The following is a 23,129-nucleotide window of genomic DNA, read 5'->3' as shown; positions in this document are numbered from 1 at the left end:
GGCCCGCCCTTTAGAAAGTGCCAAGGCCGAAGCCGGACCCTGTCGTCATGAACGAGGTCGGGTTTCGTCCGCTGGTCGCAAAGGTGATGCAGAGTAGTTCGGCGAACGGCGGCGCGTTGACGCGGTTGGCCGCCTTCACCGTGCGCTCCCCCAAGCTGGTTCTCGCAGTCCTGGCGCTTCTGCTCGGTGTCAGCATCGTGATCGGCGGCGGCGTGTCCGACAAGCTCGCCGTGGGCGGCTACAACGCCCCATCATCGGAGTCGACTCACGCCGCCGAGGTCATGGATCAGAACTTCGGCACCACCGCGAACCTGGTGATCCAGGTGCTTCCGCGGGAAGGCACAGTCGACAGCCCCGAGGTCGCGGATGTGGCCGACCAGGTCTACGACCTCATCAAAGCCGAGCCCGAAGCGAAAGTCCTCCGATCGTTCACCGACCCCGCGGCCACCGATCTGCGCAGCCACGACAATCGCTCCGGCCTCATGCTGGTGCATGTCAGCGGAACCGCGGATGAGGCAGCCGACATCGCCAAGCAACTGGTCGCCGACCTGCCCTCCAACCCGGACGTCGCGGTACGCGCCGGCGGCACTCTTGGCGTCCAGCAGGAGATCCGAGCCAAAGTCAAGAAGGACCTCTTGGTCAGCGAAAGTATCGCGCTGCCGGTCTCGATGGCCGTGCTCGTCATCGTGTTCGGCGGGCTCATCGCCGCGTTCCTGCCCATCGTCGTCGGCATCACGTCGATCGTCACGACGCTGCTCGTGCTCGTGCTCATGACGCGGGTCACCGAAGTGTCGACGCATGCGCTCACCGTCGCGACGGCATTCGGTCTCGGGTTGTCCATCGACTTCGGCCTGTTGATGGTGTCGAGATTCCGCGAAGAACGCGACAGCGGTAAGGAACACCAGGCGGCGATCGTCGCGACGGTGGCCACCGCGGGCCGCACCATCATCTTCAGCGCGGCGACGGTCACCCTGGCGATGCTGTCGCTGCTGGTGTTCCCCACGTATTTCCTGCGCTCGGTCGGCATCGCCGCGAGCGCTACCGTCATGCTGTCGGCGTTGAGCGCAATCATCGTGCTGCCCGCGATGCTGTCGCTGCTGGGAAAGCGCATCGACTCGCTGGCCATCATCCGGCGGAAGACGCCCCCGTCCGCGGACTCCGCGTTCTGGCGGCGGTTCGCCGCGGCGGTGATCCGCCGCCCGCTCATCTACGCCTTGCCCGTCGTCGTGGTGCTGATCGGTCTCGGGGTTCCTTTCCTGAAAGTGCAGTTCACCAATCCCGATGAGCGCGCGCTACCCACCGACTCGAACGCACGGCTGGTGGCCGAGTCGTTACAGCGGGACTATCCGCTGGATCCCTCCCAGGCGATCACCTTGGTGACGCAGAACAACGCCGACGCCCTGGAGACGCTTGCCGCCGATGTCTCCCAGATGCCCGACGTGGTACTCGTCAACGGATCCGTCGGCAAGTTCGAGCGCGGCGCGCGCGCCGGCGAGGCCCCGCCCAGCGAGAGTGATGGCGCGGCCTACGTGTTGGCATATCTTGCGGTGGACTCGGATTCACAGGCAGCAGAACAGCTTGTGCACGACATCCGCGCGAAGATCACGGACAAGCAGGGCGAGGTGGGCGGACCGACGGCCACGCTGATCGACAGCCGGTCCGCGATCGCACAGCGGCTGCCGTGGGCGATCGGATTGATCGCGGTATTCACCTTCATCCTGCTGTTCCTGTTCACCGGCAGCGTCGTCGTCCCGGTGAAGGCGCTGCTACTGAACCTGTTGGTGCTGTCCGGAGTCCTCGGCGTCATGACGTGGATCTTCCAGGACGGGCATCTGTCGTCGCTGCTCGGATTCACGCCTGCTCCACTGAATTTGTCGATGGTGGTTCTGCTCTGCGCCATCGCGTTCAGCCTCTCGGTCGACTACGAGATCTTCCTGCTGAGCCGCATCAAGGAGGCCCGGGACTCGGGCATGTCGAACGACGAGGCAATCGTCGTCGGACTTGGCCGGGTTGGCCGGATCGTCACCAGCGCAGCACTTTTGCTGACCATAACTCTGGTCTCGTTCGCCAACGGAATGTCGTTCATGAAGATGTTCGGTATCGGCACGGCGCTGGCTGTCGTGATCGACGCGACGATCATTCGTGGCGTCGTCGTACCGGCGTTCCTGCGTCTGGCAGGCGAACTCAACTGGTGGGCGCCGAAACCGTTGCGGTGGCTGCACTCCCGTATCGGTATCAGCGAGGCGCTGTCCTTCGCCGTGGAAGAGGCGACGCTGGAGGTGCCCAGGCCCGCTGTTCTGTCGCTGAACTCGATGCATGCGGCGCCTCCGGTCCGCACGCCGGCCGAACTCGCCCGCCGGGTCCAGGTCATCTCCGGTCAGCACCTCGTTGCGAACGTGAACGGCATCGTGATCGTGGTGGCCAACCGCAAGTCGCTGGCGCAACAGGCGATGGCCGCCCAGCAGATGTCGCATCTTGTCGAGATCGTCCGGCGGAGCGAACCCGCGATGTTGTCGTATGCATTCTCTCAGCTCGCCCAGAGCGGCACGTGGAGCCGCGATCTCGCGGAGGTCGGCATCGTCGTGCCCACCGAAACGGGAATGGAGATCTTCTTGTGTGGCGGCGTCACGGTGGCGCTCGACGACGGCACAGGGGTCACCCTGATCGAGGGCCGCAACCGCTGCCTGCACCAAACGGTGCGGACACCCGGCGTCGCCGCGATCGTCACGGTCGACGAACTGGGTAAGCGGCCTGCCCTTCCCACGCCAGACCAAAACGCTGTCTACTCGATGTCCGACGGCGTTGTTCCGGGGCGCGGCGCGGTGGTGTGGTCGAAGGAGGCCGCGGCGACGACACGACCCGCGCGATGCGTGGTCCTCGACGACGATTCCCGGATCGAGGTCGACCGTGACTGCGTCGTCGGTCGATATCCGCACGACTCAGATGCGGCACGGCAGGGTCTTCGCCCGGTGTCTGTCTACGACCGGTCGGGCCTGATGTCCCGGGCGCACCTGGAGTTTCGGATCGTCGACGGCGAGCTGTTTGTCGTGGACCGGAACTCGACGAACGGCGTATTCATCCGTGAACCGGGACAGGACGGCTGGATGCGGCTCGACCCATGGCGGCCCATGGCCTTCCGGGACGGCGCCTCGGTGCGCGTCGGCGGTCGGACATTTCGGGTCCAGCAGCCGCAGGCCAGGCAGCAAGAGCGGCGCGAGCAGGATCGCGTGCCGGCGATGTCGGTCTAGAACGCGACGCCTGCCCCAACCCCGCACTCGGCCCCCTCGAGTGCGGGGTTGATGCACGCAATACCGCGCTCGGCGCGGACTCTGCACTCCCACCCGCCGACTGTGGACTCAACGCACGCCAAAACCGCCCCAGGCGTGCCACAACCCCACACTCGAACACCCCACCACAAGCATCCAGTCGCGCGCCATCACAACGACCCACCCACCCGCCGAGTGTGGACTCAACGCACGCCAAAACCGCCCCAGGCGTGCCACAACCCCACACTCGACGCCGCCGTACCTCGCCACGAGGGTGCCGAGTCCTCGACTGTCCACGCACACCAAAGCGCACAGCGGCCGGGGGCTGAGCCGCCCGGCCGCTGTGCAGAGTGAAGCGTTTATGAAGCCCGTCAGTAGTCGGCTGCGGCCTTCTGGACGATGGCCTCGACCTCGTCGGCGAGCAGGAACCGCTCGGCGACAAGCGATTCCGCAGCAGTGCGGGCCGCGACGATGTAGTCCTCGCGTGACGGATACCGTTCGGTGACCGACGGCCGGCCCGGAGGGAACGCCAACTTGCTGCCCACCCGCTCGTAGAGCACATCGGGCAACTCGTCGATGTGACGACGGGGATTCCAGCCCGTGTATGAGGCGAGCGGTGCGGCGACGGCCGGCAGGCGGATACCCGCGACCTCGTTGCCGTCCGCGTCGACCGCCGACACCAGGTCGACGTACGGTTCGCCCAGCTTGACCGGCCAGCGACCGATCCCGCGATCGGCATCAGGACCGAGGTCGATGTACCGCGCGTGCGGTAGCGCCGACGGGTCCGGGCCGGTGGTGTGGCTGAAGACCGACAGGACCTCCTTGCGCGCGACCGCAGTGCCGTCGCTGGTCCGCGGCACCTTGCTGCGCGGAGGCTCGACACCCTCGCAGACCCAGTCCTCAAGCGCGACGAGCAGCGCCCGGTTGACCGGCGTGACATCCAGGCGATGCACCGGATTGGCGACCGGCAGCGCCTCTTTGAGCTTGCTGCTGCCGAAATGGTCGGTGCTGGCCAGCAGGTACGTGCGGACATCGGGATCCTCGGGCAGATCCACGCCGGTGACCGGGTCGACGTGCAACAAGGCGCCCCCGCTGGTCCAGTACTCGGTTGCACTGTTGGTGAAGATCGTCTTCGGCACTCCGCCCAATTCGCGCTGACGCGCCAGCAAATCGGTAGCCCCGAACGGTGCCATGTTCCCGAAGCCGTTGACCTGAGCCACAGACGGCTGCGCGTACCGGTGGTTGAACTCTCCCGTTGCCGCACTCGCGGACTCGCTGAATACGCCGTCGAAGACGATCATGCCCGCCTCGTCGACGTTCAGACCGTCCGAAATGAACTGACGAAGGAGCCGGCCGGCCTGCGATACACCGTATGCGAACGCGTGCTCGATGCCGGCCGTCAAGTCGTCGCCCCGCAGGTGCGACACGATGTCGCGGATGGCCAGCAGGCCAGCGCCGGCCACCGGCGCCCGCGACGTCCGGTAGACCAACTCGTACCAGTGGAACGACTTGAAACCACCATCAAGAGTCAGATGCGTCTCATCGGTGAATCGCCAACTCTCCCTTGGGATGATGGTCGGCTCGGCATCCGGTGAGGTGCGAACACTCAGAACGGCGTCGGGGTCGTCGACATCGGCCGTCGGATAGTCGGTGAACGTGAACATTGCCTCGGCGCCAGCGGGCAGCGCGTCGATCTCGGGCACGGTGAAGCTGAGCGGATGATCCCCGCTCGCACTGTCGGATCGCCATTCCAGGCGCATGAATCCGGGCGGCACGTCAGCCTGCGGAGCGGATATTCCGAGGATGCCGGACCCGCGCTGGGTGTCCCACTGCCAGCCGCACGACGCGATGGTGTAGCCGCGATCCAGCAGGAAGCCGTTCTTCAGCCACGGCGCAAGCGTGGGTACGCCGCGGTTGGGTACGACGAAAAGAAGCTTGCCATTGCCACCTTCGACTGGGCGCAGAAGCTTCAGGTCGGCGTCGAAGCGCACCAGCCCATCGGCGTCGCGAGGAGCGAGGTCGAGGTCGACGATGCGCTCGTTCGCCAACAACTCAGGGTCGACGGCGAAGTCGACGGTCGCCTCCACCCACTCGTAGCGGGTGTCGGAATGGGGGTAAACCGCGTTTACGTGCACTGACTCGACGGCCATTTCCACTCCTTCGGATCGTTGGGCTGCGGGCTGTTAGATAGCAATGTGCCGGTGGGGGCTTGGAGAGTTCTTAAAGGCTTTGTGTCAGGCCGGGACTGCGTGCAGGGTGCGTCGCACTGCGCGCACGGAGGCCGGCGCCGACCTCGTCCGGTTGGCGAAGTCCCCGACAAGGCGCGCGACGACGTCGGGGCACTGCACCTGAGGCTGATGGCCTACACCGGGAATGACGTGCAGCTCGCTGCCCGGAATCGCCTCATGTACTGAATGTGCATGCGCGACAGGGATGCAACGATCCTCGTCACCGAAGATGATCAGAGTCGGCAGGTCTGCCCGAAGCCGATCCAATGCGCAGACCGCCTGGCCGCGATGATCGACGACCGAGCGCAGCGTGCGGACAAACGCCGCGCGGCTATGTCGGTCCGACAGCGCGGCCTGACCCTTCAACGTCTCGCTGTACCTGGTGACATCGCGGCCTGACGCCAGCGCGCGCTTGCGGAGCGCCTTGCCGACCTCGACCGCCGGCCGCGACGCGAGCAGCTGCAACGCGATCTCGGCGCCGGGCAGAGACAACATGCGCAACAGCCGGCCCAGGTCGGGGCCCAGACCGCCACTGCTGATCAACACCAGTTGGCGGCAATACTCCTTGTGCTGATGAGCGAACTGCAGGGCCACGCCACCGCCGAACGAATGGCCCACGACGGTGACCTCACGGATGTGCAGAGCATCGAGGAAGTCACGCAGCCACACCGCGAAGGCGCCCAGCGAGTAGTCCCCCCGCGGCTTGTCGGACTGACCGTGACCGAGGAGATCGACGGCGATGACGCGATGCCGCTCGGCGAGCTTGTGCACGACGTTGCGCCAGCAGTCCGAACTGCCGCCGATGCCGTGGATGAGCAACAGCACGTCGCCCGCGCCTTCATCCAGGTAGGCCACGCGGTTTCCATGCAAGGTCAGCATGCGCAGGCCCGTGGTGTCGGTCGGGGCCATTTCCCGGATTGCAGTCATCGTCTTCCTCCTCACTTTGTTGGGAGGACTCTGTGGCGATCGCCTTGGAGGTTTCTTAACAGGGCCGTCAGACCTTCAGAAACTCCATCGCCCGCTGATCGCAGGTGTGCGACGCTGCGACGATGACCGGGTCTCGGGTGCGTCGACGCAGGGCCGTTGCCGCCGTCATGGCTGCCACCACCCTGGTTTCGCTGTGGTCGGCCTCCCCCGCGGCAGGCCAGGACTGTGGCGACCGAACCGCCGCATTCTCCGCCGCATTTGACGGCCTGCCGAACGACTTGAGCGTCGTCCCCATCTGCCCCGCCGAGGTCGGTCCCGGCTTCTCCGACCCGAAACCCACCGCCCAGTTCTCCACGCTCACCGCCGGCCAGGTCACCGATACCAGCATGGCGCCGGACCTGCTCGTGCTCGACGTTCTCGTCGCCACCGAAGAAAACGGCGGTGGCGAAGCGTATGTCGACGACTTGTTCTCACGGCTGGGGCCCGAGGCCGACGGCGGTACCGTCACCCTCGACGAAAAGGTGGTGCGGTACATCAACCTGCCCAGCGGGCCCCCGGGCTACGCCTACGGCGCTGGCCCGACCGTTGTCATCGGTTACGTCAAAGCGCCTCCGGGGCCGCCGTCGAGCAACTACGGAGCGCTGGCCGCGCGGCAGGCCTTCACCCACGTGCTCGCCATTGCGACCGGCGCACCGTTGGCTGACATCCCCTCACCGGTCGACGGACTCGACCAGTGGCCGCTGGCCCGGGGGAGGTTCACGACGCCTACCGATCCGGGTTGGCTCTACTTCCGGACCCCGACGGAAAAGGAGGGTGTCTACTCCTACTCCTGCGGCATCGCGCCTGGCGGCACCCTGGCGGGTTGCGATTTCGTTCCGGACAATGCGCCGGAAGGAACCAACCAGACCATCGTCGACTCAACCGGCGCCCGCTACGTCCACTCGGACACAACGACGTTCACCCGCGACGTCGATGCCCTGCCTGCCGGTGAACGGCTCGAGAACGGCCCTGCCGAATGCGGAGCGACCTATCAGGGTGCTGTCACCTGCCGGATCGGCGACCACAAGTTCGGCACCAATGGCTACCTCGAGTGATTCGCGCCGCATAACGGCACTGAATTCCTCGATGTCGTCGCGGACCGGACGCATCCGCGTTATGAAAACAAGATGACCACCGCACCCGAGGCGTTCACCACGGCCGGCGACGGCGGCGTTCGCATCGTCGGCGATCGCATCGGCGATCCGCTGGCCCCAGCGGTGGTGTTCCTGCACGGTGGCGGGCAGACCCGCCGGTCCTGGGGCCGCGCCGCAGCCGCGGTAGCCGGGCGTGGATGGCAGGCGATCACTCTCGACTTCCGCGGCCATGGCGAGTCCGACTGGTCCAGCGACGGGGACTATCGCGTCGCCTCCTTCGCGCGCGACGTGCTCGAAGTGCTGCGCGATCTGCCGCCGAAGCCGGTGTTGGTGGGCGCGTCGCTCGGGGGCTTCACCTCGATGCTTCTCGAGGGTGAACTCGCACCGGGGACGGCACGCGCGGTCGTGCTCGTCGACATCGTGCCCGATATGGACCAGTCGGGCGCATCGCGGATCCACAACTTCATGTTCGATCGCATGCAGTCTGGATTCGATTCACTGGACGAAGTCGCCGACATGATCCAGGAGTACAACCCGCACCGTCCGCGGCCGACAGACCTGGACGGGCTGCGGGCGAACCTGCGCCACCGCGACGGCCGTTGGTACTGGCACTGGGATCCGAAATTCATCGACGGCACCTCGGCGCTGCCACCCACCGAGGTGACCGAGGTCGATCGGATGCACGCCGCCGTTCAAACGATCGTCAACGCGGGTGTGCCCATGCTGCTGGTGCGAGGTCAGATGAGCGACCTCGTCACCCAGGAACGGGCCGATGCGTTCATCGCCAGGTTTCCCGAGGTCGATTTCGTCGACGTCGGCGGCGCCGGCCATATGGTCGCGGGCGATCGCAACGACCTTTTCGCCGATGCTGTCGTGGACTTTCTCAGCCGCCACGCCGCGCGGTAGGAATTTGCGGCGTCAGGACCGCACGGCGGCGTCGCGGTCGCCGAAGATCTTCTGCATCCGACGCTTCGACGCGGGCGTCTGCGGTACCTGGGGCCACCAGAACCACCGCCCCATCAGCGCGGCTATCGACGGCGTCATGAACGACCGCACGATCAAGGTGTCGAAAAGTAGACCCAGCGCAATGGTGCTGCCGACCTGCGCGATGGACAGTAGGTCGCCGAATACGAACGACGCCATGGTCGCGGCGAACACCAGCCCGGCCGACGTCACCACCGAACCCGATCCCGCCATGGCCCGGATGATCGCCGTCTTCAGTCCGTGGTGCAGTTCTTCCTTGAACCGGGAGACGAGCAACAGGTTGTAGTCGGAACCGACTGCGAGCAAGAGGATCACCGACATGACCAGAACGATCCAGTGCAATCGGATGCCGAGGAGGTACTGCCATACCAGCACTGAAAGCCCGAAGGACGTCCCCAGCGAAAGCAATACGGTGCCCACGATCACCGCGGACGCCACCACGCTACGCGTGATGAGCAGCATGATGATGAAAATCAGTGCTGCAGCGGACAGCCCGGCGATCAGCAGGTCGTAGTTGGACCCGTCGCGCATGTCCTTGTAGGTCGCCGCAGTGCCGCCGAGGAAGATCGTCGAGCCTTCCAGCGGCGTGCCCTTGATGGCTTCCTTGGCCGCCTGCTTGAGCGCGTCGATGCGCTCAATGCCCTCGGGGGTGGCCGGATCGCCGTCGTGCTCGATGATGAAGCGCACCGACTTGCCGTCGGGTGAGATGAAGTTCTTGATGCCGCGTTTGAAGTCCTCGTTCTCGAACACCTCCGGCGGGAGGTAGAACGAATCGTCGTTCATCGAGTCGTCGAATGCGTCACCCATCGCTGACGAATTCTCTTGCTGCGCAGCCATCTGATCCTGCATGCCCTTCTGGGTGGCATACATGGTCAGCATCATCGACTTCATCGTCTTCATCGTCTGGATCTGCGCGGGCATCAGCGCGACCAGCTGCGGCATCAGCGTGTCGAGATGTTCCAGATCGGGCAACAACTGCTGGATGTCGGCCGTCATGATGTCGACGCCGTCGAGGGTGTCGAACACGGACCGGATCGACCAGCAGACCGGGATGTTGTAGCAGTGCGGTTCCCAGTAGAGGTAGTTTCGCATCGGCCGGAAGAAATCGTCGAAATTGGCGATGTTGTCTCGTAATTCGGCGATGTCGACGGTCATGTCCCTGGTCTTGGCGACCATGCTGTGGGTGACGGCGGCCATTTGCTCGGTGAGTGCCGACATCTTTGTGAGCGTGTCGATGGTCGTCTGCATCTCATCGGCCTGAACCAGCATGTCGGCCATACGGTCCTGGTTGTACTTCTGGTTCAGCTGGTTTGTCGTGCCCTGCATGCCGAGCAGGAACGGAATCGTGGTGTGCTCGATCGGTTTCCCGTCAGGACGGGTGATGGTCTGCACCCGCGCGATTCCCGGCACCCGAAAGAGCGCCTTGGCGATCTTGTCGATCACCAGGAAGTCCGCCGAGTTCCGTAGGTCGTGATCGCTTTCCACCATCATCAGCTCGGGGTTCATCCGGGCGCTGTCGAAATGCCGGTCAGCGACCGCATATCCGATGTTGGCCGGCGTGTCCTCGGGCATGAAGTGGCGGCCGTCGTAGTCGGTCTTGTAGCCCGGCAGGGCGAGCAGACCGATCAGCGCAAGCGCACACGTCGCCACCAGAATCGGGCCGGGCCACCGGACGACGACCACACCGATTCGGCGCCACCCGCGCGAGTTGATTGCGCGTTTGGGCTCGAAAAGCCCGAACCGGCCTCCGATCGCGATCACCGCGGGGCCCAGGGTCAGCGCCGCGAGAACGGCGACGAGGATGCCGACCGCACAGGGCACCGCCATCGTCTGGAACCAGGGCAGACGGGTGAATTTGAGACACAGGAGCGCGCCGGCGATGGTGAGCCCCGAGCCGAGCACCACGTGCGCGGTCCCGTGAAACATCGTGTAGTACGCGGCTTCCCGATCTTCGCCATCTCCGCGCGCCTCTTGGTAACGGCCAATGAGGAAGATCGCGTAGTCGGTGCCTGCGGCAATCGCGATGAGCGTCAGCAGGCTGGTCGCGAAGGTCGACAACCCCATGACGCCCGCGTTGCCGAGAAACGCGACGATTCCGCGGGAGGCGCCGAGCTCGATGAAGACCATGAGCAGGATCAGGATCGTGGTGGCGATCGAGCGGTAGACGACCAGCAGCATGACGAAGATGACGACGAGGGTCACGAGCGTGGCCTTGGCGGCACCCTTGTCCCCGGCGACGCGCTGGTCGGCATTCATCGCCGCCCCACCGGTGACGTAGGACTTCACACCTGGCGGAGTGGGCGTCTGCTCGATGATCTCGCGCACGGCGGCGATGGACTCGTTGGCCCGCGTCTCGCCCATGTTTCCGCGCAGATAGAGCTGAACGTAGGCCGACTTGCCGTCGCTGCTCTGTGCGCCCGCGGCCGTCAGCGGATCGCTCCAGAAGTCCGCGACGTGCTCTACATGTTCTGAGTCGGCCCGGAAAGCCTTGATCAACTCGTCGTAATACCGATGGGCCTCGTCGCCCAGCGGCTTGTCACCTTCGAGGATGACCATCGCATTGCTGTCTGAGTCGAACTCTTCGAAGTTTGCACCGATGCGCTGCATCGCGATGAAGGCCGGCGCGTCGTGTGCGTTCATCGAAACGGCTTGGGCCTCGCCCACCTTCTCCAGCGAAGGCACGAAGGCGTTGGTGACGACAGTCAGGACCATCCAGCCCAGCACAATCGGCACGGCGAGCACGCGAATGGTGTGCGCGATCTTCGATCGCTCCGTCGACACAGAACTCATCAGTCGGACTACCGGCCCCTCCACCCGGGCCTACAAGAAGCCGCGCGCGTTACACGTTCCGTTTCGCTTGAAACATGACTGCGCATATATGTAGCCAGTCAAACTGTCGCCTGTCAATTGCTGAGCCGCAGGTCTGACAGGCTTTTCACAGCAACACCACAGACGAAGCCGGGTTGTGGACCGCAATTCTTGGGATCGGTAGCCGTCCCTGCTCGATGTACTTGCCGCACTGACGACGCCAAACGGGCGCCGCATGACCTGAAGGAAACCGCAATGAACATCGTGCCTACCCGCGTCCAGGAACAGATCAGCCAGGTCGACCGCACGTACAGCCTCGTCATCGGGATCAGCGCAGGCATCGCCGCGCTGTGGTCCATCTATCGGGTGTTCTGGTTGGTTTACACCGCCGCGACGTTCTCCAGCGTCGGTTGGTCCCCCATCTCGCTGGTCTTCCCGTTGGTGCTGTGGAGTGTCTTCGCCCTCGGCGCCGCATTCGTGTCGGCAGCCTTCCTGCTGCGATACGCCAAGAACCCGGAATAGGTGGTTGGTGACCGGGAGGGGCCGCAGACCTCTGCGGCCCCTCTTCGGTCGTTGGTCACCGACGCAGTGCTGCTATCGAGCTACCACAGAAGTCACGTTGGTGAGACCACTGACCCTGAGGACCGGCATCAGCATCGGGTTGACGAGCAGGCGGATGCGCTCGGCCTGATCGAACAATGCGCCAATGGCGGCGCTGTCCAAGTACTCGACGCGGGTCAGGTCGATCGTCAAAACACCGCCGTCATGCGAAGCCGGGACCATCGCGTCGGCGATCGCGGTCGTGAACACGCCGACATTGCTCATATCGATTTCGCCGACCACACTCAGCACCGCGGTGCCGTCGTCAAGACTGGTACGGACAGAAAGCGGAGTGGCCATCAGGCGATCCCCGTGTGCATGCGAACTGTCGTGCCGGAATCACCCGGCTCAATGGTCACATCCTGCATCAATGCGCGCATCAGCATGATGCCCCGACCCCGAAATGAAGTGGGGTCGGCCTTCGGTGGTCGCCACGACCCGGTATCGACCACGGTCAGGTGCAATCGGTCCGCCAAAGCCGTCGCACGCAGACGGACCGTGCCATCGCGGTGCTCACGGTGTCCGTGCTCGATCGAATTGGCAACCGCTTCGCCCACGGCGATGAGCACATCCAACGTCTGTTCGGCATCCAGGCCGGCACGAATCAGCCAGCTGCGCAGCGTAGCGCGAGTCGACGCAAGCTCGCCCACGTCCGCGGCGATGTCGATTTCGAGTGACGCGGGCTGCCGGTACAGCAGAACGGCGACATCGTCCTGGTAGCCGTCGCCGGGCGCGAGGCGCGACATGATCTCATCGGCGAGGCCCTCGAGCGCGGTGTCCCGATTGTCTTTGACGAGATCGGTGGCACGGCGAATCCCCAGGTCCAGCGATTCACGACGACGCTCGATCAAACCGTCGGTGTACAACAACAGCGTCGAGCGGGCGGGCATGGTCTCGCGGGCCTCGGGTCGTGAGCGGTCGTACCGCAGCCCGAGCGGAGTCGCCGCCGCGCCGTCGAGCAACCGTGTGCTGCGATCGGCGTTGACCAGAATCGGCGGAGGGTGGCCGGCACTGGAATACACGATTTCTCCGGTGTCCGGATTCAGCACCGCGCAGAACGCCGTCGTACACCGCGCACCTTCCAGGCGGGCGGCGAACCGGTCGAGAGCCATTAGCGCCGCGGACGGGCTGGATTGTTCGAGTAGCAGTGCGCGACATGCGCTTCGGAGCTGACCCATCACCGTCGCCGCCGCCAGCCCGTGGCCGACGCAGTCGCCGACGATCAGGGCGACACGGCCGTCGTCCAGATTGACCACGTCGTACCAGTCGCCGCCGACGTGCAGCGGCCGGGTGGCCGGCTGGTATCGCACCGCGAACCCGCCCGAAACATCGGGACCGAGGATCGCATGTTGCAAAGCCAATGCGGTTTCGCGCTGCTGGTCCAGGTTGCGCAAACGCTGCAGCCCCTGGCCCAGACGCCCGGCGAACACGGTGAGCAGTGTGTGGTCCTCCGACGTAAAAGGCCGCCGCTCTTCGAGTTCGACGAACAACACGAGCACACCGTCCGGGTGCTGCAGCGCGATTGCCGCCATTCCGGGTTCCGTTGTGGCCGAGGCCAGTAAGTCACCACTCTGCCGCGCCCTGATGATGTCGCGAGCGCGGGGCGTCAACTGCTCCCACGACACGGGAGCACCGCTGCACACCACATCCGACGGGTCGCTATCGGCCTCGTCAACCGGGAAGGTGAGCGCCACCACGCTGCGCGCCGACCAGACGATACAAAGCTCATCGGCAGCTGCACGCACGGCATCGCCGAGCGAGTCTGCCTGTGCGAGTTGCTGATTGAGTGCAGCGAGTGCGGTATCGCGTTGCACCGTGTAGTGCTCGGCGGTGACGTCGCGGAACGTTCCGACCATGAGGTGGCGACCGTCATCGGGATCATCGATGTGGTTGAACGTCGCGGTCACCCATAGCCGATGTCCGTCACGATGGGTGACCGGCAGCGTTATCGTGCCGTGCGGTTCGTTCAACAGGGTCGCGAATGCCTCTGCCGCGGCATTGTGCGCATCGGGATCCGTGTCGGCCGATGGCCACCACGGGTAAATGGGTTGGTATGGCAGACCCTCGACGCCGAACCCGAGGATGTCGGTGAACGATGCGTTGATCTCGATGACGGTCCCGTGTTCGTCGCAGACGAAGAACGCTTCTTGCAGCGAGTCGACGAGCGCGGTGCGCCAGCGGGCGTGATGACTGCGCATCCGCGCCAGCCCGACGTTGGCACGCACACGCGCAAGCAGTTCCGCGGCCGCGAACGGCTTGGTGAGGTAGTCGTCGGCGCCGGCCTGCAGACCACCGATCGACGCCTCCTGCCCGGCACGTGCGGATAGCAGCAACACCGGTATCGCCACCGTCCGCGGATCCGAACGCAGAGCCGCCACCAGCCCCAGCCCGTCGAGCTGCGGCATCATCACGTCACTCACGACGATGTCCGGCAGGCTGGTACGAGCTGCGTCCAGGGCCTGCAGTCCGTCGGTGACCGCGTCGACCTCGTAGCCGTCGTTACTCAGCAGGCGCACCAGATAATCGCGCATATCGGCGTTGTCGTCCGCGATCAGCGCGCGGATCGGCTTCCGAGTGTCCGCACCCGACGCGTCCTCACCTTGTACCCCGGACTCCTGGGCCGTTAGACGAGCCTCGGCGGGGATCCAGCGCAATGCCTCCTGCACATAGGGTTCGGCAATTGCCGACGATTCCCGGCTGGCATCCGCCGTCTCGACCTCGGCGGTGGGCAGATTCGCGGTGCCGCACGGTATACGAATGGTGAAGGTGGTCCCCACACCTTCGGCGCTGTCGGCCTCGATGCTGCCGCGGTGGGCCTCGACCAACTCCTTGACAAGGGCTAATCCGATACCACTGCCCTCGTTGGATCGGGAGCGAACATTTTCGATGCGGTGGAAGCGTTCGAACAGCCGGGGTATCTCCGCGGCCGCTACGCCGATGCCCGTATCCGCCACGGTCACCACCGCTTCGCCGTTCTCGCCGCGGACACCTACGGCGATGCTGCCTTCAAAGGTGAACTTCAACGCGTTCGAGAGCAGGTTGAGAATCACCTTCTCCCACATGTCGCGATCGATGTAGACGACATCATCAAGAGGCGGGCAGTCGACGACAAAACCAAGACCCGCCCGTTCGACAGCGGACCGAAACACGCTCGCAAGCTCTGCGGTGACGGTCGCAATGTCGACCGGCACGAAGTGCGCGTGGGTGCGGCCGGCCTCGAAACGCGAGAAATCCAGCAACGAATTGACCAGCTTGGTCAGCCGTAACCCGTTGCGCCACACGGTATCCAGTTCCTGGCGGGTCGGCTCGTCGAGTTCGGCACGACCCCGCAGCTGGTCGACGGGGTCGAGGATCAACGTCAGGGGTGTTCGGAATTCGTGGCTGATATTGGAGAAGAACGTCGTCTTGGCACGATCCAGTTCGGCCAGCTCTTCCGCCCGGCGTTGCTGGTCGCGGAAGCTTCTCGCGCTGCCGATACCGGAGGCGATGTGCCCCGCGACGAGCGTCACGAAGTCGCGGTAGGCATCGTCCAAGGGGCGGTAACGGTTCAGCGCAGCCACCAGGAATCCGCGAGGAGTGCCGCCCTGCTGCAGCAGCAACGGCACCAAAAGTGCCTCGGTGGGCGGGTCGCGCCAATCCCCCGTGGGCAGATCCGGCAACCCGTCCAGAACTACCGAGAGCGTGTCGCCGTCAGCAGCCTCGGCTACCGGCCACGGCCGGTTCTCGCCCGCGGGGATCAGCAAAGGAGCCGCAGGATGCCCGGGGGCGATACCGCTCGAACCGGTGAGCCGGGCGTCACCGCTGTCATCGAGCAGGTAGGTCAGCGTGAACGGGAGGTCGCGCAAATTTTGGCCGAGCTGGCGATCGGCGAAAGCGAGTGACTCTTCCTCGCTGCGCACAACGCTCGGATCGGAGCCAAGATCGCGCAGCGTCGCCATCCGCCGCTCGCCGATCACCTGCTGCGTGTCCTCGCTGACCACGCACAGCATGCCGACGATCTGATTGTCGTCGTCGCGCAGCGGACTGTAGGAGAACGTGTGATAGGTCTCCTCCTGGTATCCGGAACGCTCCAAGAAGAGCAACAGCTCCGAGTCCCAGGTGGCTTCTCCGGTGGACAAGACCCCGTCGATTCGCGGTCCGATGTCGTCCCAGATCTCCGCCCACACCTCCCGGGCCGGTCGGCCCAACGCCCACGGGTACTTCCGGCCCAGCGTGTCGCGTCGGTACGCGGCATTGCAGAAGAACGTCAAATCCGGTCCCCACGCCATCCACATCGAGAAACGCGTGGACAGCAGGATGCCGACCGCCGTCTGTAGGCTCTGCGGCCACTGATGCGGCGAACCGAGTGGGGTGCCCTCCCAGTCCACCTGGGCAAGGTCGAAACCGACTTCCGCGTCCGCGCTGAAAACGGTGGCCACGCCATCGCGCTCGCCGGCTGTACCGCTCATGTCAATGTCCATCGAGTGCGGCGGGGATACTCGGATAGACCCGCAGGATCGCGTCGAGCTTGGTGATCTGGATCGGACGCAGCACCTCTGGGTGGGCAGCGGTTACGCGGACGGCGACCCCCAGGGACTGTCCCTGCTCGTGGCATTCGAGCACCGCGTTGAGCCCTGCGCTGCCGAAATGCGTGACCTCCGAAAGATCGATGACCAGCAGCAAGGCCGGATGATCGAGAGCCCTCTTCAGGGCGGTATCGAGATGGAACTCCAGGTTGGTGAAACTCGCCGAATCGACCTCGCCCGCCGCCGATACCACGACAGCAGCGTCGCGAACGTCCTGATTCACTTCCAGTAGAGCCACGTCTCCGCACCTGTTGCTAGCCGATAATTGGATGTTCGGTACCCAATTTGCTGCTGGCGCACACGCTCATGCCTTGCCGTTGCGGTCGATGCGTTCATGCGCGGTGAGCAGCAGGTGATCAAACGACCGCCGCAGATCGCCGGGTTCGAAGTCTACGGTGGCGAGCTCGGCGACGATCTGTGTTGCCAGCGCGCGCAGTTTGGTGTTGGTGTGTTGCGAACGCCAGAGCAACAGCTCGAACGCTGCGTCGGCATCGATGCGGTAGACCAACATGAGGGCGCCTTTGGCCTGCTCGATCGCCGCGCGTGACTCCAACAGTTCGGGCAGTGAGGCGTCCAGGGCTTGGCGGCGCGTCTGGTCGAACGTGTCGGTCAAGTCGACGTAATAGCCCTCGGTTCCCACGACCGTGCCGTCGTCGTCGAGCATCCGGTCGGCGAGAACGATGACGGCGTGGACCCGGCCACCGGTGTCGATGAAGCGGTGACGGCTCGAGAGCGCCCCTCGCGAGAGCAGAGCATGGTCCAGCGCGTCCTGGACGTGCTGACGGTCGTCGGGATGTTTATGGGAAAGCAACAACTCCGTCGTGGGCACGACCTCGCCGGGTTGATAGCCATGCATTCGAGCGACCTCGTCGGACCATTCCCACGACTGCCCGACGAACCAGAAGCGGAAGCTGCCGACGTGCAAGTCCGGCGACACCAACGCCGATCGCTCACCGCGGGCCGAGACGCGGGGGTCGTACATCGTCAGATCATCGCATTAGTGACCATGTCCCGACGGACAAATGACGTTGGTGTCAGGGCGAGGCGACGACCCTCTACCGGGACCTTTGCCCCTAAACTCGAAGCGTGCGGAATGCATTCCATCAGCAGCTCGACGACCTGATCGTCGGAATCGCCGAGATGTGCGGTTCGGCGGGTAAGGCGATGGAATCCGCGACTCAGGCCCTTCTGCAGGCCGACCTGCTGCTCGCCGAGCAGGTGATCACCGACCACGAGGCCATCCTGCAGCACGCCAGGAAGACCGAGGAGCAGGCCTTGACCGTTCTCGCGTTGCAGGCACCTGTCGCCGGTGACCTGCGCGCGGTGGTCAGCGCCTTGAAAAACATCGCCGATGTCGAACGGATGGCCGCGCTGGCACTGCACGTCGCCAAAATCACCCGTCGACGGCATCCGCAAAAAGTGCTCCCGGAGGAAGTCAACGGCTACTTCACCGAAATGGGCCGCATCGCGGTCGATATGGGAAGCAACGTCAAGCAGGTCGTCCTTTCCATGGATACGCACCGCGCAGAACAGCTTGCGGACGACGACGACGATATGGACAACCTCCACCGTCACCTGTTCTCGGTGTTGATGGACAGGGAGTGGAAACACGGCGTGGCCCCCGCCGTCGACGTCACGCTCCTGGGCCGCTACTACGAGCGGTTCGCCGACCATGCGGTCGAGATCGGTCGCCGCGTCATCTTCTCCGCGACCGGCGAATCGGCGGTTTGACCCCGCGGGTGCGGCTCAGACTGCGGTCTGGCTCTGCTCGGTTCGGCGTCGCGTGCGCTCCCACGGCCAGGTGATCAGCGCCCACACGATGAGCACGATCGCCACCTCGATGAGCAGATACACCGGCCACGGACCAAGGAAGTCCAGTACCGACGCGGTCGGTGGCTTGCCGTTCAAGTAGCCGTAGTTGGTTCCGACGATCGCGTTGAACGTGAACGTGAACGCCCCCCACACCAGGGTGGCGATGATCGCGAACCGGTAGTCGCGCCAGCTCGGCCGCATCCTCCGCCCCCACGTCAGATAAATGGCCGCCCACACGACCAGCACGTGCAGCGCGAAGAAGGTGATGAAGAGGTGATGGGGAAAATCCGGCGACCCCTCTTCTGCGGTACCGACGTCGGGTGTGATCAACGCTTGCGAGCTGAGCACGAGGCACCAGTAGTAGGTGAGCACAAACGCCCAATGCCGTTGTGTCCAGAGGGCGTAGACCGCGACGAGTTCCGCGACATCGCAGAGCTGCAGCGGTATCGACGTGTCAAGGACCGGGCTCATCAGCTTGTACGTCAACGCCACCAAAAACATCGCGAGGATGACGAGCGCGAAACCCCGGCTGAAGAGACGAGCCTGGGCTTCGGTCTGCTTACGTCCACCCCAAACGAGCAGTGCCGCGCCTATCGCGAACACCGCGAGCACGATCAGATGCGACGGCCCGTACGCCGTGAATTCCCGCTGCGCTGCCAATAGCTCCATCAGATCCCCTGTTTTGAAGAACCCTATTGCCTCTGGCCCGCGATGGCGCGTCTTGTCGCAGATCGTGTCGAGCAAGCGCTGCGCTTCGTCTTGGTGCGCTGGGGTGTGTCGGCGCCGCTGGTCCACGGTGCACGGGCGAATGCATCCAGCTGGGACGTCAGCGCCCGCGCTATGCCTCCGCCGGTTCGTAGCGCAGCATGGTGACGTCGTGTTCGGGATAGTCGAAGAAGACCGGCTTGACGCGCATGCCGACTCGCAGATCGGCAGGGTCCACGTTCACCATCTCGGTGGAAAACCGTGGCCCCTCGTCCCATTCGACGATCGCCAGCAGCTGCGGTACGGCATCGGCGAAATGGGGTCCGACGGGTCGGCGCGCGACGGTGAAGGAGTACAGCGTGCCCATCCCCGAGATCTCCCGCCACTCGAGGTCAGCCGCCAACGTACGCGGAGCACGTACCCGTGGATAGAACACCCATGCGTCGCTGGAAGGCGAGTACTGGATGCGGATGCGGTGCTGCGACAGCGCGTCCCAGAATGGTGCGGTGGTGGGCGTTTTCACCGGCATCGGTCGTTCGAAGGTTGCCATCTGGTCAATCTCCTTCGAGGATGAGCGTGGTCTGCTCGGAAAGGATTCCGCCGTTGCCCGAGACGAACGCGCGGTTGCAGTCCGGTACCTGAGACTCGCCCGCTCGGCCCATGATCTGCCGCGTTGCATCGCACACGTGGTGCATACCGCCGGCCAGCCCGGCCTGACCGAAGCCGAGTTGGCCGCCCGCCGTGTTGAGCGGGAAGTCGCCGCGGAACGTGAGGTCGTGCTCGGCGACGAACTCCATCCCCTTGCCCTTGTCGCAGAAGCCGGCATCCTCGAGGCTGAGCAGCACCGTGATCGTGTAGCAGTCGTAGATCGACACCATGTCCATGTCTTCGCGCCCCAGATTCGTCATGCCGAACGCGGTGTCGGCGGCCTTGGCGATCGGCGTCTGCAGAAGATCCTGTGCATAGGTGGGGGTTTTGAACGGGACGTGTTCGCCGAATCCCTTGATCCACACGGGCCGATTGCGTGACCGCTTGGCGACATCGGCGTTGGCCACCACGACAGCCGCCCCGCCGACACAGGGCATGACGATCTCCAGCATGTGCAACGGATCGGCGATCACCGGGCTGGCCAGCACGTCCTCGACGGTGAGCGGTTTGTCCTTCCAGATGGCACCTTCAGTGTGGTTGGCGTTGAACCGCTGATCTACGACGATCTTGGCCATCGCGCGCTCGTCATATCCGTACACCGCGGCGTAGCGCTGGGCGACCTGGCCGTACGGTCCGTTCTGACCGAGGTTGCCGTAGGGGATCTCGAATTCGGCTTGGGGCGAACCGTATTGGTTGCTCGAGGAGCCGAAGAACACAGCGTCGACGAGCGGTTTGGGCTTCTTCTCCGACATGTGGGTGATGTAGCGGGACGGGATCGTGCAGAGCACGACGTCGCAGAGCCCCAGCTCGACGGCCGCCGCGGCGCGCCACACCATGCCGGCAGCACTGGCGCCGCCGAGGTCGACGAGTTCGGCGAGATTCGCGTCGATGCCGAGGTACTCGGCCACGGTCGACGGCACGAAGATCTCCGATTCCCCCAGGTGTGACGTGACGATCCCGTTCACCCACTCCGCGGGAATTCCCGCATCCTCCAGCGCGGCGGCGGACAGCTCGGCCCACTGCTCGAGTGTGAACGGCCCCGGCGCGGCGGTGCTCATCCGTTCCGGCGGCACCTCGACATAGCCGACGAGCGCCGCTTCTCCGCGTAATCCCATGCTGTGTCTCGATTCTCGCTGTTCTCGGCTGCCCTACTTGCGGGGCAGACCCATGATCATCTGGGCGATGATGTTGAGCTGGATCTGGCGGGTGCCGCCGCCGATCAGTTCGGCGGGGAGCCGCAGGTACGGTGCGACGATCGCGGGTTCCGACTGTTCGACCACCGCAACGGGGCCGGCCAACTCGAGCGTGGCCTTGAAGGTGCGGCGCAGCATGATGCTGGTGGCCACCTTGGCGATGCTCGAAGCGGGTCCGGCGCTTTGTCCGTCGAGCAGCCGAATCGTCTCGCGCACGCCGAGCGCCTTGATCGCGTTGCTGTAGGCATCCAGTTCGCCCAGCGCGCTGAGCACCGTGCCCTGATCGGGCCCGGCCTCGCCGGCGAGATGCCGCAGGGCACCGGCGCGGTCGATGTGCACGTACGCGCCGATCGCCACACGTTCTTGGGCCATCGTGGCGATCGCGAGACTCCATCCGTCCGTCGGTCCCCCGAGCAACATCTGGTCGGGCACGAAGACATCGGCGAGAAACACCTCGTTGAAATGCGGGTCACGGTCCGCCGTCTTGATCGGTTGGATTTCCACACCCTCGGCACGCATGTCGATGATGAAGTAGCCGATGCCCTTGTGTTTCGGGGCATCTGGGTCAGTTCTCGCCAGCAGTGCACCGTAGTCGGCGTATTGCGCCGACGACGTCCAGATCTTGTGGCCGTTGATGCGCCATCCGCCGTCGACCTTCACCGCACGTGTGCTCAGTGCCGCGAGGTCCGATCCGGCACCGGGTTCACTGAACAGCTGGCACCAGAGCAACTCACCGCGCTGTGTCGGCGGAATCAGTTGCTGCTGAAGTTCTTCCGATCCCGAGCTGATGAGCGACGGCAGGATCCACTCGGCGATGTTCAGCGACGGGCGTACCAGATCGGGCCGCTTGGCGAATTCATCGTCGATGATCAGCTGCTGCAGGGGCGTCGCACCCACGCCCCACGGGGGTTGCCAATGCGGCGCCATCAATCCGGAGTCCGCGATGAGCGTGCGCTGGGGCCCGGTCGCCAGGTGGTCGTAATCCCCAAGCGGACTCGGCTTGTCGTTACGCAGTTCGAGCGCCCGGTCCAGCACGTCGGCAATCCTCGCGCGGAATTCCGCTTCGCCGTCGCCGAGCTTCACCGACATGTCGCGAACATGCGTCCGGCTCAGTTCGCCGAGGCGACGCGACCATCCGGTGATCGGCCCCATCGAAGCAGCCAAACTGGTCACGCGTCGCCAGTGCAGGTGCACGTCGTGCTCCCAGGTGAACCCGATCGCGCCGAACATCGTCAACGCGTCGAGCAACAGCTCGGGTGCAGGCGCGACCGCCATGATGGCGGCGCCGGCAGCCGCCAGTTGCCGTTGCTCCGGCGCTTCGTCCGCGGCGCGCACCGCGTCCCACGCTGCCGCCGAGGCCAGTTCGCTGTTGACGAGCAACATCGCCGCTTCGTGCTGGAGCGCCTGAAAGGTTCCGATGGGCTTGCCGAACTGTTCCCGGGTCCGCAGGTGCTCGGTCACCGCATCGACCGCCCACTGCAACGTTCCGGCTGAGGCGCAGGCCGATAGTGCGACGGCGATATCCCATGCCGCGTCGTCGTCGATGCCGTTCAGCACCAGCGCATCCGGCACGTCGAGATCATCAAGGTGCAGAATGCCGACGTCGACGGTGAGGTCAGTGCCGCCACGCGCCTGTACCGACACCTCAGCGGCAGCCGGATCGACGACGCACCACAGCGTCTCGCCGTCCGCACGCCGGGCGGCCACCAGTATCGCCCCGGCCGAGCACAGCCCGAGAACGTCGCCCGACGATCCCCTCACGCGCCATGCGCCGTCGACAACGTTCGCGCGCAAGTCGCCGAACTCAGGTAGCACGACGGTGGCGGCAACCCCAGCGGCGAGATCGCTCAACAACGTGTTCGCTGCGGGCGCACTGTCGGCCGAAAGAGTGATGGCGCCGGCGACAACTGTCGGCAGCAGCGGCCCGGGTAGCAGCGCGGTGGCCGCGGCCTCGATGACGCACGCCGCATCCACCAGCGAACCGCCCTGTCCGCCAATGGATTCGGGGAGGTGTACCGCGTGAAAGCCTTGTGCTACAAAATCATCCCACCACTTGGGCAGCGTTCCTTCAGCAATCTCGTCGAACGAGCCGCGGGTCTGGTCCACAGCGGCATGCCGTGCCGCGAAGCGGCCGACCGCCTCTTCCAGTTGCCCCTGCTCCGGGGTGAGCCCGATCGGCACGTCACGCCGCCTTTCGTTCTTAACAAGACGGACCGTCTCGTCTTGTGGCACACTACGGGTTGTCCGACGCACCGGCAAC

At 65.0% G+C, this 23,129-nt stretch carries 16 protein-coding genes; 5 read left to right on the top strand and 11 right to left on the bottom strand.

All coding sequences use genetic code 11. The annotated features are described in order from the left end of the window. The first annotated feature begins 47 nt into the window (after positions 1 to 47). On the top strand, positions 48 to 3,248 hold the full coding sequence (locus G6N42_RS01105; protein ID WP_232076048.1) for an MMPL family transporter: 3,201 nt from the start codon (positions 48 to 50) through the stop codon (positions 3,246 to 3,248). A gap of 389 nt (positions 3,249 to 3,637) precedes the next feature. On the opposite strand, the gene G6N42_RS01100 is transcribed toward G6N42_RS01105, so the two are convergent. Together G6N42_RS01100 and G6N42_RS01095 are read right to left on the bottom strand one after the other, a co-directional pair. Then, the gene (locus G6N42_RS01100) at positions 3,638 to 5,416 is read right to left on the bottom strand and encodes an alpha/beta hydrolase domain-containing protein (RefSeq protein ID WP_163724920.1); all 1,779 of its coding nucleotides are present in this window, start codon (positions 5,414 to 5,416) and stop codon (positions 3,638 to 3,640) included. A gap of 84 nt (positions 5,417 to 5,500) precedes the next feature. Then, complete coding sequence (locus G6N42_RS01095) at positions 5,501 to 6,421, bottom strand: alpha/beta fold hydrolase (RefSeq protein ID WP_163724915.1); 921 nt, start codon at positions 6,419 to 6,421, stop codon at positions 5,501 to 5,503. A gap of 122 nt (positions 6,422 to 6,543) precedes the next feature. On the opposite strand from G6N42_RS01095, the gene G6N42_RS01090 reads away from it, so the two are divergent. Beyond that, positions 6,544 to 7,515, top strand: a complete 972-nt coding sequence (locus tag G6N42_RS01090; RefSeq protein ID WP_163724913.1) for a hypothetical protein — start codon at positions 6,544 to 6,546, stop codon at positions 7,513 to 7,515. Positions 7,516 to 7,587: 72 nt separating this feature from the next. Beyond that, the gene (locus tag G6N42_RS01085; RefSeq protein ID WP_163724910.1) at positions 7,588 to 8,460 is read left to right on the top strand and encodes an alpha/beta fold hydrolase; all 873 of its coding nucleotides are present in this window, start codon (positions 7,588 to 7,590) and stop codon (positions 8,458 to 8,460) included. Positions 8,461 to 8,472: 12 nt separating this feature from the next. Here G6N42_RS01085 and G6N42_RS01080 read toward each other — a convergent pair whose 3' ends face one another. Continuing rightward, positions 8,473 to 11,328 (bottom strand): MMPL/RND family transporter, encoded by a 2,856-nt coding sequence (locus G6N42_RS01080; protein WP_163724907.1) that lies wholly within the window; start codon positions 11,326 to 11,328, stop codon positions 8,473 to 8,475. Positions 11,329 to 11,601: 273 nt separating this feature from the next. On the opposite strand from G6N42_RS01080, the gene G6N42_RS01075 reads away from it, so the two are divergent. Next, on the top strand, positions 11,602 to 11,868 hold the full coding sequence (locus G6N42_RS01075; protein ID WP_163724904.1) for a hypothetical protein: 267 nt from the start codon (positions 11,602 to 11,604) through the stop codon (positions 11,866 to 11,868). 72 nt (positions 11,869 to 11,940) lie between these two features. On the opposite strand, the gene G6N42_RS01070 is transcribed toward G6N42_RS01075, so the two are convergent. The 4 genes from G6N42_RS01070 to G6N42_RS01055 all read right to left on the bottom strand — a co-directional run bounded on the left by G6N42_RS01070 (position 11,941) and on the right by G6N42_RS01055 (position 17,493). Further along, a complete protein-coding gene (locus G6N42_RS01070) occupies positions 11,941 to 12,246 on the bottom strand; it encodes an STAS domain-containing protein (RefSeq protein ID WP_163724901.1) in 306 nt (101 codons plus the stop codon). Continuing rightward, positions 12,246 to 16,394: a SpoIIE family protein phosphatase gene (locus G6N42_RS01065; protein ID WP_232076047.1), complete on the bottom strand. Its 4,149-nt coding sequence runs from the start codon at positions 16,392 to 16,394 to the stop codon at positions 12,246 to 12,248. The genes G6N42_RS01070 and G6N42_RS01065 overlap by 1 nt, the downstream gene beginning before the upstream one ends. Before the next feature lies 1 nt (position 16,395). Beyond that, positions 16,396 to 16,749: an STAS domain-containing protein gene (locus tag G6N42_RS01060; RefSeq protein WP_163724895.1), complete on the bottom strand. Its 354-nt coding sequence runs from the start codon at positions 16,747 to 16,749 to the stop codon at positions 16,396 to 16,398. 66 nt (positions 16,750 to 16,815) lie between these two features. Beyond that, positions 16,816 to 17,493, bottom strand: coding sequence for a PAS and ANTAR domain-containing protein (locus G6N42_RS01055; RefSeq protein WP_163724892.1), 678 nt, complete (start codon positions 17,491 to 17,493; stop codon positions 16,816 to 16,818). Positions 17,494 to 17,597: 104 nt separating this feature from the next. Between G6N42_RS01055 and phoU the strand changes: the two genes are divergently transcribed. Next, a complete protein-coding gene (gene phoU, locus G6N42_RS01050; RefSeq protein ID WP_163724889.1) occupies positions 17,598 to 18,242 on the top strand; it encodes a phosphate signaling complex protein PhoU in 645 nt (214 codons plus the stop codon). Positions 18,243 to 18,257: 15 nt separating this feature from the next. Here phoU and G6N42_RS01045 read toward each other — a convergent pair whose 3' ends face one another. From G6N42_RS01045 to G6N42_RS01030, 4 genes are all read right to left on the bottom strand, one after another. Further along, entirely contained in the window at positions 18,258 to 18,992 is a 735-nt protein-coding gene (locus tag G6N42_RS01045) for a YwaF family protein (protein WP_163724885.1), read from the bottom strand. A 169-nt stretch (positions 18,993 to 19,161) separates the two neighbouring features. After that, positions 19,162 to 19,578 carry a Zn-ribbon domain-containing OB-fold protein gene (locus G6N42_RS01040; RefSeq protein ID WP_163724882.1) on the bottom strand — a complete coding sequence of 139 codons (417 nt, stop codon included), beginning with the start codon at positions 19,576 to 19,578 and terminating at the stop codon, positions 19,162 to 19,164. A gap of 4 nt (positions 19,579 to 19,582) precedes the next feature. Next, positions 19,583 to 20,791, bottom strand: a complete 1,209-nt coding sequence (locus G6N42_RS01035) for a thiolase family protein (RefSeq protein WP_163724879.1) — start codon at positions 20,789 to 20,791, stop codon at positions 19,583 to 19,585. A gap of 33 nt (positions 20,792 to 20,824) precedes the next feature. Further along, positions 20,825 to 23,050 carry an acyl-CoA dehydrogenase family protein gene (locus G6N42_RS01030; protein WP_163724876.1) on the bottom strand — a complete coding sequence of 742 codons (2,226 nt, stop codon included), beginning with the start codon at positions 23,048 to 23,050 and terminating at the stop codon, positions 20,825 to 20,827. Between the last annotated feature and the right edge of the window lie 79 nt (positions 23,051 to 23,129).

This window comes from Mycobacterium gallinarum (genome assembly GCF_010726765.1).
In the GTDB taxonomy this organism is placed as follows: domain Bacteria; phylum Actinomycetota; class Actinomycetes; order Mycobacteriales; family Mycobacteriaceae; genus Mycobacterium; species Mycobacterium gallinarum.
Note: the sequence above shows the minus strand (reverse complement) of the source record. Positions and strands in the feature narration are given on the sequence as shown.